The following is a 13,225-nucleotide window of genomic DNA, read 5'->3' as shown; positions in this document are numbered from 1 at the left end:
CCCCGGCAGCCGCCATCCCGTCCCGCGCGCTCAGCCAGCGATCTCCACCTCGGCCGCGATGATGACCGGCAGGTCGAGCGGCAGGGCGTTCACGCCGATCGCGGTGCGGGCGTGGGCGCCGGCTTCGGGGCCGAAGAGGGACAGCACCAGGTCGGAGCACGGGTTGAGGACGCGGGTGGTTCCCGGAAAACCCGGATCGGCGTTCACGAAGCCGCTGATGCTGAGCCAGGCGGTGATCCGGCCCAGGTCGCCCAGGGCCCGGCGGAGGTCGCCGAGCAGGGACAGGGTCGCCAGGCGGGCCGACTCCTGGGCCTCCTCAAGCGTGACCTGGCTCGGCACCCGCCCGTACGGGCCGGCCGGCGTCCCGTCGGGCCCGAGGGCACCGTGTCCGGAGGCGTAGGCACGGTTGCCGTGGACACGGACCCATACGAAGGGCAGCTCCAGCCCTGGGGGTGCCTGCGCCGCCGGGGGAAGCGTCAGGCCTGACTCTGCCAGCAACCGTTCGACGGACATGGCGCGCTCCGCTCCGAGCTCGGGATTCCGAGTCTGCCGCCGGTCGGGTGGCAGCACAGCCGACGCGCGGGCGAGCTGACCCTTTCGGCCTTCGTCGTCGATCTCGGCTGACCTGGCCCCCGCAGGTGCGGGGAGCGCGGCAGGGACGCCGCCCCCGGGTCAGCCCAGCTCCGTGCCCCGGCGGCCGGCGAGCCGGTGCGGTCCCAGGTAGTAGGAGAGCGCGGCGTGCGACGGGCCGTCCGCTACGTCACCGTTCACGAGGAGCTTGACCACCTCGGCCTCCGGGATCCATTCGACCCGGGTCGCCTCGGAGGTGTCCTCCGGAGGGCCCACCCGGGTGCAGCCGGTGACGTGGTAGCAGCGGAAGTGGGCGTCCGAGATGCCGGCCATGGCGTCGTACTCGGTCAGCAGCTCGACGCGGCCGGGCCGCCAGCCGGTCTCCTCCTCGACCTCGCGGGTGATCGCGGCCGCCGGCTCCTCGCCGGGCTCGGCCCAGCCGGCCGGCACCTCCCAGCCCCAGCGGCCGGTGATGAACCGGTGGCGGTGGAGGAGGAGGAACCGGCCCTGGTCGTCGGTGACGACGGCGCTGGTCGACGCACGCGGGTAGCGGACGACGTGGTGGTCGATCCGGCCGATACCGGGCACCTCGACGTCCTCCAGCCACACCTCGACCCAAGGGCTGCCGTAGACCTTCCGCCGGCCGAACGTCTCCCACTCCACGGCAGTCTCCTCACGCGCGTACGAGTTGCGCTCCCGACCCTCCCACGCGCCCGACCGGCTCGAAGCCCAGCAGGGACAACCAGTGCAGGTGCGGAGGGGCGGGGGTCGGTGTGGGTGTGCCGCCGGTGGCAGTGGCCGGACCAGACGATCCGGTCTCGATGCGACCGCGACGTCGAAGGTGCTGCGACTTCTACCGTCTCGTCACGACCAAGCCTGCCAACAGGCCGCCCGCCAAGGGCTCCTGACCGCCGGTGTCACCGTTCCCGAATGCGCCACCACCACCAGCGGCCCGCCGTCCACTCGCTCACCGAACCAGGGTTCGGAAGAGTGCGCCGCTCGAACTCGACGTCGATCCGCTCCACCAAGCGGCCCAGGTCAGACCGGGCTCCTCTCGGAAGGCGCCGTAGGGCCACTTCCAGATTGTCTCGGCCGTCTTCGATCTCGATGCCAGGACTCTCACCCGGGCCGGTCAGATATCGTCCCGGCTGCCTGAAAGCCCATTCGAACCGGCTCAGAGCATCAGCAACGGCGTTCGGCCACAGGTATTCGTCCTCAACACGACGCACCGCTGCTCGGGTTCGAGCGGCTACGCTCGGAATCCGACGGACCGGCACGTGCTTGCGTGGCCGCCACCGCTCGGCGCGGACAGCCTTCGGGCGCCTACGCGGCATCGCCCTTTCGGAGCAGAATCATGTCGGCATTCTGCCACGGCCGGCGTCTTCATAGGTGGGGTCAACAGACTCGGTCACGTTCCGGCCTCGGCGCCCAGGGTGATCAGCAGGTGGGACGTGCCGGTGCCGGATCCGTGGAACGCCCCCGGACGCGGGTCTCGCCGGCAACCCCGGGAAACCAGTTGGGCCTCTCGGTGAGATGGGCCAGGATGACGGGCGTGACCCTGAAGTTTCCCTGCGTGTGCTGTGGCCGTCTGACCATGGACGGGCAGCCGGGCTCGTACGAGATCTGCCCGGTCTGCTTCTGGGAGGACGACGCGATCCAGCTTCGCTGGCCGGACTGCTCCGGCGGAGCAAACCGACCTTCGCTGATCGAGGCCCAGGAGAACTACCGGGCCTTCGGGGCTTGCGAGGAACGGTCTGTGGAGCATGTCCGCCTGCCTGAGGACGACGAGCCGATGGACCCGAGCTGGCGCCCGATCGACCCCGGGCGCGACCGCTTCGAGCCCAGAGGGGTTCAGCTGGCCGAGTGGCCGGACGATCGCACTGCCCTGTACTGGTGGCGCTATCGGGACACGGGGTTCTGGCGTCGCGCGGCGCCGGCCGGACGGAGTCGCCGGCCTTCCTGATCGACCGTCACGACACGTCGTGCGGGGACGCGATCTCCCGCATGCCGCCCCGGTGGTCGCGCAAGGTCGCACCGAATCGCACCGAATCGCGCCGGGTCGCGCCGGGTCGCGCCGGGTCGCGCCGGGTCGCGCCGAATCGCGCCGGGTCGCGCCGGGTCGCGACGTACAGCTCGCCCGTTGCCTGACGCCCGTCTCGCCAAGGGAATCGCCCAGGGAAATCGCCAGGATCCAGGGCGTGGTCGGGCTCGGACGCGGCTCGGAAAAACTTTCCGACGCGGGCAACCTTTCACGGCCGGGCGGCCACCAACAGGCAGAGCGCGACGCCGCGTTCCGGGTGGCCCTGCCCTGGTTGGGCCGCCCACCGGTCCCGTCGAAAAGGAAGCACCGCAGCATGAGCAAGCATCGTCCAAGCCGCCGCCGGTTCCTGTTCCGGGCCGGGGCGGCGAGCATCGCCCTGGGCGGGGCGGCGGTCGGCGCCGGCCCGTCCGGCGCACAGGCCGCCACCGCGGCGAGCAGCACGGCGAGCAGCACGGCGAGTGGCACGTTCGGCTACACCGACGACGGCCGCGAGTACACCGTGCACACCGGCGCCGACCTGATCTTCCGGGTCAGCAGGAGCACCGGCGACCTGACCTCCCTGGTCTACCGGGGCGTCGAGTACCAGGGCTACAACGGGCAGAACTCCCAGGTCGAGTCCGGCCTCGGCCCGTCCGCGGTGAGCATCGCCCGGCTCGACCGGACCATCCTGATCAGCGTGGTCCACGGCACCCTGCGCCACTACTACGCCGCACGCCAGGGCGAGAACAACGTCTATCTGTGGACCGACAAGGCGGACGACTCGATCACCGTCACCCGCTACATCGTGCGGGTCCGCCCCGGCCTCTTCCCCAATGACAACCCCGACTCCTGGGACGCCACCCGGGACGTCCTCATCGAGGCCCAGGACGTGCGTCGCCGACCCGACGGCACCACCCGGTCCAAGCACTACTCCAACCAACGGGTCGTCGACTACCGGTACGTGGGCTGGAGCAAGCCCGGCGTCGGTCTGTGGATGGTGCGCAGCAACCACGAGAAAGCGTCCGGCGGACCGTTCTACCGCTCCCTGATGCGCCACTCGTACGACAACGGCGCGGGCCTGTACGAGATCCTCTACTACGGCGAGAACCAGACCGAGCCGATGCGCTTCGGCCTCCAGGGGCCGTACGTGCTCGCCTTCACCGACGGCGGCGCACCCTCATCGGAGCTGTGGCACGACCGCATCGACACCTCGTGGGTGGACGGGCTCGGCCTGGACGGCTGGGTCGGCGACGGCGACCGCGGAGCCGTGGCCGGGGTGGGCATCTCGGGTCGCAACCCGGCGCTCGCCTACACCGTCGGGTTCGCCAACGACGACGCGCAGTACTGGGCGACCGCCGAACCGGGCCGCGGCGCGTACATCGCCCGCCGGATGCTGCCCGGCGACTACACCTGGACCGTCTACCAGGGCGAACTCGCCGTCCGCACCGGCTCCGTGACGGTCGGGCCCGGCAGCACCACCGCCCTGCACACCATCGGCCTCACCCCCGCCGACGACCCGGGTCAGGCTCCGGCGATCTGGCGCATCGGCCGCTGGGACGGTACCCCGGCGGGCTTCCGCAATGCCGACCTGGTCACCCACGCACACCCCTCGGACGTGCGCGCCGAGCCGTGGACCGGCGACTTCACCGTGGGCCGGTCCAGGGACGCCGACTTCCCCGCCTATCAGTGGCGGGACGTCAACGACGGCAGGAGGGTCACCTTCGACCTGACGGCAGAGCAGGCCGCCCAACCGCGCACCCTCAACATCGGCGTCACCACCGCCTTCCTCAACGCCCGCCCCCGGATCCGGCTCAACGACTGGACCTCACCCGTCCCCAGCCCCACCCCGAACCGAGCACCCGCTCGCTCACGGTCGGCTCCTACCGCGGCAACAACCACACCTACGCCTTCACCGTCCCCGCCTCCGCCCTTCGGCCCGGCACCAACACGCTCACCATCACCGTCGTCTCCGGCAGCAGCGGCTCGCAGTTCCTCAGCCCCGGTTTCGCCTACGACTGCGTCGAACTGCTCACCTGAGCCCGGCACACCAGGTGGAGCCGCCCCAGCCACGGGCGGCTCCACGGACTGCCTCCGCCCCCCCCGGGATACGACCCCCTTCGAGCTGGATCAGGGGGCGGGTCGGGTGGGTGTCCTGACGACGGACGGTCATGCGGTGGTCGAGGACGGCGGTCTCGCCGGCGCCTGGACCGACCCGGCCGGCGGCGTCCAGCAGCTCGGCCTCACCAGCTTCTGACGCCCGCCCCCGCGAGCCGCGCCGCCCCATCGCCTCACCCCGGGCGTGCGGCGGCGCGGCTCAGGTGTTCTGGAAGCAATCGCCGCGACCGATGCGATCCGCCGGGACGACGCGACGTACCTGCTGGACGACCTCGGGCTGCGCCGCATCCACTGGGAGCAGCCCTAGGGGAACACGGATACGGCCTCCGCCCGTGAGGCGGAGGCCGTATCCGGTGGCTCAGAGGGTGTTCCGCAGGGCGGCTGCGGCGGCGACCAGGTCGTCGAGCCGGCGGAACTCCCGCTGGTCCTCCTCGGTTTCCGAAGAGGACCACAGGAGGTAGGAGCCGTCGTCCTGTTGCCGGATCAGCAGTTCGCCCGGCTCTTCGCGGTAGGCGTCCTTCGCCAGCCGCAGCGTCCACATCGAGAAGAACGGGAACATCCGCGCGAGCTGCGGCTCGGCGCGCAGTGCGATGAGGAGGTCCCGGTACTCCTCGAACTTCGGGTCGCCGATTTGCAGATCCCACATCACGGCTTCCGGATTCCCGTCCTCGTACCCCTGGCTAAGCCTGGTGTACGTCATGAACGGGAATCGCTCGGAAAGCTCGGTGAGGGTCGCGCCGTGCTTCCATGCCGCGAGCACCCCGGCGGCCTCGGCGATGTCCGGGGTCGCGCCTTCGGCCCAGGGGTGTCCTCCGCGGCTGTTGCCCAGCTTGATGCTGAACCCGCGTTCTTCGAGCCACAGGTTCACCCACATCGTTCCTCGCGGCGAGTCGAACTGTGCGGCCGTCGGCGTCCAGTCGGGCTCGGGAGCACGCAACTCGTCGCCGAGGTCGATGCCGTGCTCGGCCGCGGTCGCGAGGAACGCGGCCGTGAGACCCCCGTAGCGGGCGAGCTCCGGATAGTAATCGGAGAAGCCCGACGGGAGGCCGCCGATCACGTCGTTCATAGAAGAGTTGGTCCTTTCCACCTGTACTCGCACACGAAATGACCGGCCGGTGGGGCGGCCGCCGTGGAAAGCGGCAGCCCCACCGGCCGCGGGGGAGTCGGCCCGAGGGCCGGTCAGCCCGGGGTCAGGCCCACTCGAAGATCCAGGCCTTCTGCCATTTGGCTTCCTGCCACTTCGGTTCCGGGACGCTGATCAACTTTCCGTCCTTGTCGTAGAACTTGAACTTACTCCACGGCACCCTCTCGCCGATCACGGCCCGGGCGATCCACGACATCTCCTCCTGGGTGGCCTTGGCCCCCGCTGCCGAGCCCCCGAGGCCGGTCACGGCCATCTGCTCGAAGTCGCCCTCGAATTCCTTCATGTTGACGTGGATGTCGATCTTGGGGTCGTCGATGGCGCTCTTGACGTATCCCGCCAGGTCTTCTCGAACTCCGGCTTCATGAAGTGGGTGAACCCGAGACCCTCAGCCCACTTGGCGGTACCGGCCGCCTGGTAGCCGAGGGCGACCGCTGTGACGGCGCAGTTGTTGTTGTGGACGAGGACCGGGGTGTCGCCCGCCAGCACGTAGTACGTGTGCAGGTCGGCGACGGTGAGGTTGTAGGCGGCCTGCAGGCCCTCCCACTGCCGGGTCGCACTGATCGTCGCCTGCTGCCCGGAGGGGGTCAGCAGGGAGTCCCCGGCCCGCAGACGCGAGGCGTCGGCCCAGGCCCGCTCGGAGGCGTTCCAGAAGCGGTGGCTGCTGGTGGAGGTGAGCGAACCGCCGTCGGCCAGGGTCACGTCCGTGAACTGGCGGTCGTCGGGGTGTAGATGGTGGCGTCGACCTTTTGGCCCGCGCTCTGCCCCGTGAGCGGGTCAGTGGCCAGGACGGTGTCGCCGACCCTGATGGTCTCGATGGGCTTGTGGCTGCCGTCGCCCATGAGGACCGGGGTGCCGGCCGGGAAGCTGTTCGGCGAGGGGCAGCTCGGAGGGATCCGAGTGACCAGCTTCTTGATGAACGTGACGGCCTTCTCGCCCCAGGAGCCGAACTTCTTGGCCCACTGGGCGAGCTTGGCGACGGCCGCGCCGTCACCGATGAAGGGGATCGCGCCGATGCAGGAGGTGATGGCGTCGGCGGTGCGGCCTTCGACGGCGTAGTAGGCGCAGTTGATCAGGTCGGCGATGTCGGCGAGGCCGGGGGCGATGACCCCGCCCGCGCCCCCGATGATGTCGAGGGTGAGGTGGATGCTCTCGGAGAACAGGTGGTAGATGGCGCTGACGGTCTCGCTGTCCTCCTTCTCCTTCTTGATCTCCTCCTCGATCGCCGAGACCTGGGAGTCCTTCTCCTTGGCCTTCTGCTCGTCGGCGGCCTTCTGATCGGCGGCTTCCTGCTTGCGCAGTCGGTCCGCTTCCGCGCGTGCCGCTTCCATGGCCTCGCGCTTGGCCTTCTCCTCGGCTTCGTGCCTGGCCTCGTAGGTGCCGAACGCGTCGTCGGCGGCGGCCTGGGCGGCCGTGGCGTCCTTGCCCGCGGCTTCGGCCGAAGCCCGTGCCGACGCAGCGGAGCTGTACGCATCGGACGCGGAGCGTCGGGCCGCGCTCGCCGACTGTGCCGCCCGCTGGGCGGAGTACGTCGCTAGAGCGGCGTCGTGCCGGGCTGAGCCGGCGGCGGCGTTGGCGTTCTTGGCGGACTGGGCGGCGTTGGTGGCGCTGGTCTGGGCGGCGTCGGCGGCGGCCTGGGCCTTGGTGACCTGGTCGGCGGCGGTGTTCGCGGACTGCTGGGCGTTGCCGGCGTAGCCGGCGGCTTCGCTTGCGGCGCCGCGGGCGAGGGCGGCGACGCGCTGGGCTTCGGCCGCGTTCTTCTGGGCGGTGGCGGCGGCCGCGCTGGCCTGGGCGATCAGGCCGGTGACGTCCGCGACGTGGACGGCGGTGAGGCGGTCCTTCTGCTGGGCGGTGTACTGGCCTGCGGCGACGAAGGCACGCAGTTTGACGGCGGGGCCTTCGAGGGCGATCCGTGCGGCGGCCTTGAGTTCGGGTTCGTTGTCGGGGGCGTCGGCGAGCCGGGTCGCGGTGAGGCGGTCGTCGGCGGCCTGGGCGTCGGTGAGGCCCTTGTCGAGGAAGTCGCGCAGCGCTTCGGGGTGTTGGTGCGCAGCGCGGTGTCGCCGGCGGTCTTGACGGCGGGGCCGGCCTTGTCGAGGAGGCGGGTGATCGTCAGCCGGTTGTTGGGCGCCGCGGCCTCGTACTGGCCGCTGTTCAGGAACGCGCCGATCTTCGCCGCGTCACCTTGGAGGGCGGTGTAGGCCGCCGTGCGAACGGCCGGGTTCTCGTCGTCCTGGTAGATCTGGGTGGCGCGATCCTGTGCGTCGTGCTCCTCGGCGGCCTTGCGGCCGGTTTTGAGGTAGGCGAAGACGGCGGTGTCGTTGCCGGTCAGGGCGGCTTCGGCGGCTGCTTCTCCCCAGGATCCGGAGATCTTGCGGGAGAGGAGGGCGAGTTTGCGGCCGTCGGTGGCGACCTCCTGGGGGGTGGTGCCGGGCTGGTTGACGGCCTGGGCGAGGCGGTCGGCCTCGGCGCGGGCGTTCTGGACCTGCTGGCGGGCCTGTTCGGTCTCGGCCTGCTTGTCGCTCTCGTCGGCGCGGGCCTTGCGCGCGGTCTCGATCGCGGCCCGCTCCGGTTGGCCAGGTCCTCCGCCTCGGTGCGGCGGGCCAGGTCCTGGACGGCACCGGCCTTGTCGACGGCGGTCTGCGCGTCCCCGGCGAAGCCGGAGGCGGCGTTGGCGTGGTCGGTGGACTCCTGCGCGGCGTTGGCGCTCTGCCCCGCGTGGTCCGCCGCGTCCCGCGCTGCCTGCGCCGCCGCACTGGCGTGTGCGGCCGCAGAGACCAGCAGCGTCCTCGCGGCATCGGCCTGACCGGCGGCCTCCTCGGCCAGCTTCTGCGACGCGGTGGCGGCACGTCCGGCCTCCGCGGCCTGACGACGCGTCGCCTCCGCCGCCCGCTTGGCCTTCACGGACTGACCGCCCGCACTGTCGGCATACGCCCCGGCCTGATCGGCCGAACCCGCCGCCGCATCCGCATTACCCCTGGCACTGAGCGCAGCCCCGGCGGCATCCTTGCTGCTCGCCGCAGCCTTGTTCGCCTCCACCAGCGTGGCCTGCGCATCCGCAGCGATCTTCGCCGCCGCATCCGCCGCATCCGCCGCCACCCGCGCCTCATGCGCCTTGCCCGCATCACCCGCCGCAGCCGCAGCAGCCGTACGAGCATTGGCAGCAGCCCGCTGCGCACCCGCCGCGGCAGCCGCCGCGTTGGAGGCCGCATACGCCGCCGCGCGGGCGGAGGCGTTGGCCGAACGCGCCGCGGTGATCGCGGTCTGCGCGGCCTGCCCGGCCCGCTCCGCCGCCGTGGCCGCGTTGTTGGCGGCCGCGGTGGCCTTGGCGGTGTCACTGCCCGCGGCCTGCGTCTCGGCCGCCGCCCGCGCGGCATCGTCCTTCGCCAGCTGCGAGTTCGCAACGGCCTTGTCCTTGGCCTCCACCGCCGCAGCCGTCTCGGCGGCGGCCTGCGCGCCCGCGTCCTTGGCCTGCTGGGCCAGCTGTGCGATGCTCGCGCGTTCCATGTCGCGGTTCTGCGCGATGTACTGTCCGACCGTCAGGAAGTCCCGGACGTCCTCGATCGAGCCGTTCAACGCCGCCCGCGCCGCGGCCTGCGTGTTCGCACCACCCGCACTCAGGACCTGGACCAGCTTCACCCGGTCGTCCGCGTCCTTCGCCGCGAACTGCCCCTCCGTCAGGAACCGCTGAAGGTCGTCACTGCTGCCACGCAACGCCGTATCGGCCGCCGCCTGCACACCCCGACCCGCACCCAGCGCAGGATCCGCGATCCGCGTGATCCACAGCCGGCGATCGGCATCCAGCGGCAACTGCCAGCCGCTCTGCAGGAAGGTCTGCAGTTCGGCGGCGGTGCCGTCGAGCGCCTTGCCCGCCGCCTCACGGACCTTCGGACCACCCAGACTCGCGATCTGGGTGGCAGCCAGCAGATCATCCGCATGCTGCGCACCGGCCAGATCACTGTCCAGGAACCGCTTCACGTCCTGGTCGGACCCGGCCAGCGCCGACTCCGCCAGCGTGTGCACGCTCGGCCCGCCCTTGAGCCACGCCTGCAGCGCCCGCTCGCGGTCGCTCGGCTGCTGCACCTGCCCGCCGGTCGGCTCGGCAGCGACGGCGTTCGGCAGCCCCGTCCCCACCAGACCCGTCACCAGCGCGAGCGGCAACAGGCCCAGGGAAAGCCTGCCCAACAGCGGCGGCCTTCCCCTCCCCCCTCGCCGGCGTGAACGGGATATCGGATGACGCACCAGGAACCTCCACTGTCGATGTCGGCCGAATAAGGCCGCAGCGGAGCTTACCGGCAGATCACGCCACAACAGAAAGCGTACGAAGTCACGAGGTTGGGGAGTAAAGGAAGAGAAATGAACAACAGTTCTCGGCGCATAGTCAGTAAATTCCGACGCATCGTCAGCAAGCGCCCAGGCTGTTCGAAAACGTGACATAGTGCCTGCTCAGAACGGGTCGGAAGTTGGCGTAATGTCAGACTCTCTGGTTCGATGGCCCGGATTCCGTTGTGATCGCCGGGGGTGGCGAAGCGATCGTTCCGAGGTGTCCTCCACCCCCCTTGACGCGCCGTCCCAGCGAGTCGGTCCGCCTGCCGTCCAGGTCGGTTCACCGCATTCCGAGGACCCGCCCAACGGGCAACACGAGATGAACGAAGAGGAATAGTCATGGCAAAGCACGTGTCCCGGTGGATCGCCGCCGGCGCCGTCGCGGTGGCGACCACGCTCGGCGCCACCGCGCTCGCCTCGGCCGAGGGCACCCCCGCGGACAACTCCACCGCACCGCCCGCGGTCGAGGACTTCACCTACCCCGGCCCGGCCCCCTACAGCAACGTCAAGCTGCTGCGCGGCGACGGCCACATCCTGCTGTCGGACTGCGCCGTCGACGACCAGATCAAGGTCCTGAGCATGGACCTGCCCAACGAGAGCGGCAACCAGATCTGCTTCCGCGCCACCACCAACACCGGCTACCTCGCCCTGGAAGTGCCGAACGTCATCCGGATCCGCACGGACGACTACGCAGTCAGCGCCAAACTCACCAGCGAAGGCGTCTCCCAGACCATCGACATCGCCAAGGGCCCCGGCGGCGCCAGCGTCGGGATCGGCAGCGGCACCGGCACCGGCAAGCCCGCAGCCCTCCTCGAACTGCGGATCATCGGCTGACCACCGCCGGCACCCGCTCACCCTCCCCCCAGGAGCCCAGGTGACCCACAACCCCCCGCGCACGGCGAAGACGACCGGCCGCACCACCGCCCGCCGATGGACGGCCGCCCTCGCCGCGACCACCGCAGCCCTCCTCGGCGCGACCGCACTCGCCGCGGCCGACACCACACCGCCCGCCGACAACTCCACCGCACCCCCCGCCGTCGAAGACTTCAGCTACCCCGACGCCGCAACCATCACCCGCGTCAAACTCATACGCGGCGACGGACACATCCTGCTCACCAACTGCACCAAGCCCACCCAGATCCAGATCTGGACCCGCGCCCCGGGCAACCCGGACAACAAGATCTGCTTCACCGCCGACGGCACCACAGGCTCACTCACCCTGCAACTGCCCGACGTATTCGCCCTCCAGACCACCGGCCGCGCCATCCGGGCCGGCCTCACCGCCGGCACCGCCACCCAGACCCTCGACATCCCCAAGGACGGCTTCAAGGCCACCGGCGAAGGCACCGGCAGCGCCCCGACCAGCCTCGTCGAACTCACCGTCACCGGCTGACACCGCTCCCCGCACCCCTCTCTCACCCCCGGAACCCAACCCATGCCTCGCAACTCCTCGCCCCGCCGCCGGGCCGGCGCACTGACCGCCGCTCTCGCGACCGGCGCACTGGCCACCTTCGCCACCTCCCCGGCCGGTGCCGTGGGTGACGCTGCCGCCGACGGCTCCTACGCCTCGACCGCCCGGCTGGTGATCGGCGACAACCTGCGAGGCTGCACCGGTGCGCTGGTCGACCAGTACTGGGTGCTCACCGCCGCCTCCTGCTTCGCCGACGACCCGGCGCAGCCGCAGGCACTGGCCGCCGGTGCACCGAAGTGGAAGACCACCGCCACCGTCGGTAGCACGTCGGCTCAGGTGGTGGAGCTGGCGCCGCGTCAGGACCGGGACCTGGTGATGGCCCGCCTGGCGGCGCCGGTCTCCGGCGTCACCCCGCTGACGATCGCCACCACCGCACCGACCGCCGGGCAGACGCTGCGCGTCGCCGGGTTCGGGCGCACCAAGGACGAGTGGGTGCCGAACAAGCTGCACACCGGTGCCTTCTCGCTGGACACGGTGAGCGCGGCCGGGATCGGCATCACGGGCACGGGCGGTGCGGCGGTCTGCAAGGGCGACACCGGTGCTCCGGCGATCCGGGAGGCCGACGGCAAGGCCGAGCTGGTCGCAGTGGCCTCGCGTCCTGGCAGGGCGGCTGCCTGGGCACCCCGGCCACCGAGACCCGCACCGGCGCCTACGGCACCCGGGTCGACGACCTCGGCGCCTGGATCGAGAAGGTCCGGCACAGCACCCGTCCGGACCGTGGTGACCGGCTCGCCGTTCACCGTCGCCGACCCGGTCAGCGGGCACCTGGTCACCTTCGTCCAGGACAGCAAGAACCACCTGTGGTCCGTCGACCCGCAGAACGAGGGCTGGAACGACCTGGGCGGCTACCCGCCACCCGCCCCACCGCGATCGTCAACCCGCCGACAACCACGTGATGGTGTACGTCAACGGGCCGGACAACAAGCTCTGGTCCTACGACCGCACCACCGCAAGTGGACGGAGTTCATCCGCACCACCGCCGGTACGGTCCTCGCCCCGGACGCCGTGCCCCGTACGGTGGTCGACCCGGCCACCGGGCACCTGGTGACCTTCGTCCGCGACACGGCGCACCACCTGTGGTCCGTCGACCCGCAGGGCGAGGGCTGGTACGACTACGGCCCGCTGGCCGCCACCGACCCCGTGCCGGTCGTCAACCCGAACGACGGACACATCGTGGTGTACGTCAACGGGCCCGACAACAAGCTGAACTCGATCGACCGCCGGGGCGCCGGCCGGGTCGAGTTCGTCCCGACCGCCGCCGGCACGGTGCTGGCTGCCGACGCCGTTCCCTCGACGGTCGTCGACCCCGCCACCGGGCACTTCACCACCTTCGTCCGGGACACCGCCCACCACCTGTGGTCCGTCGACCCGTACGGCCCGGCTGGCGCGACTGGGGCGGGATGGCCGCCACCGACCCGGTCGCGATCGCCGACCAGGGCGCCCGGAGGGCCGTGGTGTACGTGAACGGCCCGAACAACCGACTGAACTCGCTGGACTTCTCCACCGGGAAGTGGACCGAGTTCATCCTCACCCCGGCCGGCACCGCCTGGCCGCCGACGCCGTCCCGCAGACCGTCGTGGACCCG

13 protein-coding genes and 1 pseudogene are annotated in these 13,225 nt (G+C 71.2%); 6 read left to right on the top strand and 8 right to left on the bottom strand.

The window, feature by feature from the left end:
• Window positions 1-30: 30 nt before the first annotated feature.
• Both CRP52_RS33120 and CRP52_RS33115 read right to left on the bottom strand, forming a co-directional pair.
• Window positions 31-513 carry a RidA family protein gene (locus CRP52_RS33120; RefSeq protein WP_097240541.1) on the bottom strand — a complete coding sequence of 161 codons (483 nt, stop codon included), beginning with the start codon at window positions 511-513 and terminating at the stop codon, window positions 31-33.
• A gap of 159 nt (window positions 514-672) precedes the next feature.
• Window positions 673-1,233, bottom strand: a complete 561-nt coding sequence (locus CRP52_RS33115; RefSeq protein WP_121179343.1) for an NUDIX hydrolase — start codon at window positions 1,231-1,233, stop codon at window positions 673-675.
• An 880-nt stretch (window positions 1,234-2,113) separates the two neighbouring features.
• Between CRP52_RS33115 and CRP52_RS33105 the strand changes: the two genes are divergently transcribed.
• Window positions 2,114-2,533, top strand: coding sequence for a CPCC family cysteine-rich protein (locus CRP52_RS33105; protein WP_097240539.1), 420 nt, complete (start codon window positions 2,114-2,116; stop codon window positions 2,531-2,533).
• A 391-nt stretch (window positions 2,534-2,924) separates the two neighbouring features.
• A pseudogene (locus CRP52_RS33100) lies at window positions 2,925-4,627 on the top strand (rhamnogalacturonan lyase B N-terminal domain-containing protein).
• A 436-nt stretch (window positions 4,628-5,063) separates the two neighbouring features.
• On the opposite strand, the gene CRP52_RS33095 reads toward CRP52_RS33100, so the two are convergent.
• The 4 genes from CRP52_RS33095 to CRP52_RS33080 all read right to left on the bottom strand — a co-directional run bounded on the left by CRP52_RS33095 (window position 5,064) and on the right by CRP52_RS33080 (window position 7,177).
• Entirely contained in the window at window positions 5,064-5,792 is a 729-nt protein-coding gene (locus CRP52_RS33095) for a hypothetical protein (RefSeq protein WP_143685889.1), read from the bottom strand.
• A gap of 103 nt (window positions 5,793-5,895) precedes the next feature.
• The gene (locus CRP52_RS33090; RefSeq protein WP_097240537.1) at window positions 5,896-6,132 is read right to left on the bottom strand and encodes a hypothetical protein; all 237 of its coding nucleotides are present in this window, start codon (window positions 6,130-6,132) and stop codon (window positions 5,896-5,898) included.
• Window positions 6,129-6,548, bottom strand: a complete 420-nt coding sequence (locus tag CRP52_RS33085) for a polymorphic toxin-type HINT domain-containing protein (RefSeq protein ID WP_097240536.1) — start codon at window positions 6,546-6,548, stop codon at window positions 6,129-6,131. The genes CRP52_RS33090 and CRP52_RS33085 overlap by 4 nt, the downstream gene beginning before the upstream one ends.
• Window positions 6,545-7,177, bottom strand: a complete 633-nt coding sequence (locus CRP52_RS33080; protein WP_097240535.1) for a hypothetical protein — start codon at window positions 7,175-7,177, stop codon at window positions 6,545-6,547. Before CRP52_RS33080 ends, CRP52_RS33085 begins: the two co-directional genes overlap by 4 nt.
• A 241-nt stretch (window positions 7,178-7,418) precedes the next feature.
• Between CRP52_RS33080 and CRP52_RS40060 the strand changes: the two genes are divergently transcribed.
• The gene (locus tag CRP52_RS40060) at window positions 7,419-7,541 is read left to right on the top strand and encodes a hypothetical protein (RefSeq protein ID WP_257033174.1); all 123 of its coding nucleotides are present in this window, start codon (window positions 7,419-7,421) and stop codon (window positions 7,539-7,541) included.
• Window positions 7,542-7,641: 100 nt separating this feature from the next.
• On the opposite strand, the gene CRP52_RS40940 is transcribed toward CRP52_RS40060, so the two are convergent.
• Together CRP52_RS40940 and CRP52_RS38665 are read right to left on the bottom strand one after the other, a co-directional pair.
• Window positions 7,642-8,085 carry an ALF repeat-containing protein gene (locus CRP52_RS40940; RefSeq protein ID WP_373560582.1) on the bottom strand — a complete coding sequence of 148 codons (444 nt, stop codon included), beginning with the start codon at window positions 8,083-8,085 and terminating at the stop codon, window positions 7,642-7,644.
• Window positions 8,086-8,171: 86 nt separating this feature from the next.
• On the bottom strand, window positions 8,172-10,028 hold the full coding sequence (locus CRP52_RS38665) for an ALF repeat-containing protein (protein ID WP_179853099.1): 1,857 nt from the start codon (window positions 10,026-10,028) through the stop codon (window positions 8,172-8,174).
• A gap of 480 nt (window positions 10,029-10,508) precedes the next feature.
• Between CRP52_RS38665 and CRP52_RS38660 the strand changes: the two genes are divergently transcribed.
• The 3 genes from CRP52_RS38660 to CRP52_RS33050 are packed head-to-tail and all read left to right on the top strand — an operon-like array spanning window position 10,509 to window position 13,104.
• A complete protein-coding gene (locus CRP52_RS38660; protein WP_097240532.1) occupies window positions 10,509-11,003 on the top strand; it encodes a hypothetical protein in 495 nt (164 codons plus the stop codon).
• Window positions 11,004-11,043: 40 nt separating this feature from the next.
• Window positions 11,044-11,562, top strand: a complete 519-nt coding sequence (locus tag CRP52_RS33055) for a hypothetical protein (protein ID WP_097240531.1) — start codon at window positions 11,044-11,046, stop codon at window positions 11,560-11,562.
• A 42-nt stretch (window positions 11,563-11,604) separates the two neighbouring features.
• The gene (locus CRP52_RS33050) at window positions 11,605-13,104 is read left to right on the top strand and encodes a trypsin-like serine protease (RefSeq protein ID WP_097240530.1); all 1,500 of its coding nucleotides are present in this window, start codon (window positions 11,605-11,607) and stop codon (window positions 13,102-13,104) included.
• Window positions 13,105-13,225: the final 121 nt, after the last annotated feature.

Origin of the sequence: Streptomyces sp. 1331.2 (assembly GCF_900199205.1) — a bacterium.
Taxonomy (GTDB): domain Bacteria; phylum Actinomycetota; class Actinomycetes; order Streptomycetales; family Streptomycetaceae; genus Kitasatospora.
Note: the sequence above shows the minus strand (reverse complement) of the source record. Positions and strands in the feature narration are given on the sequence as shown.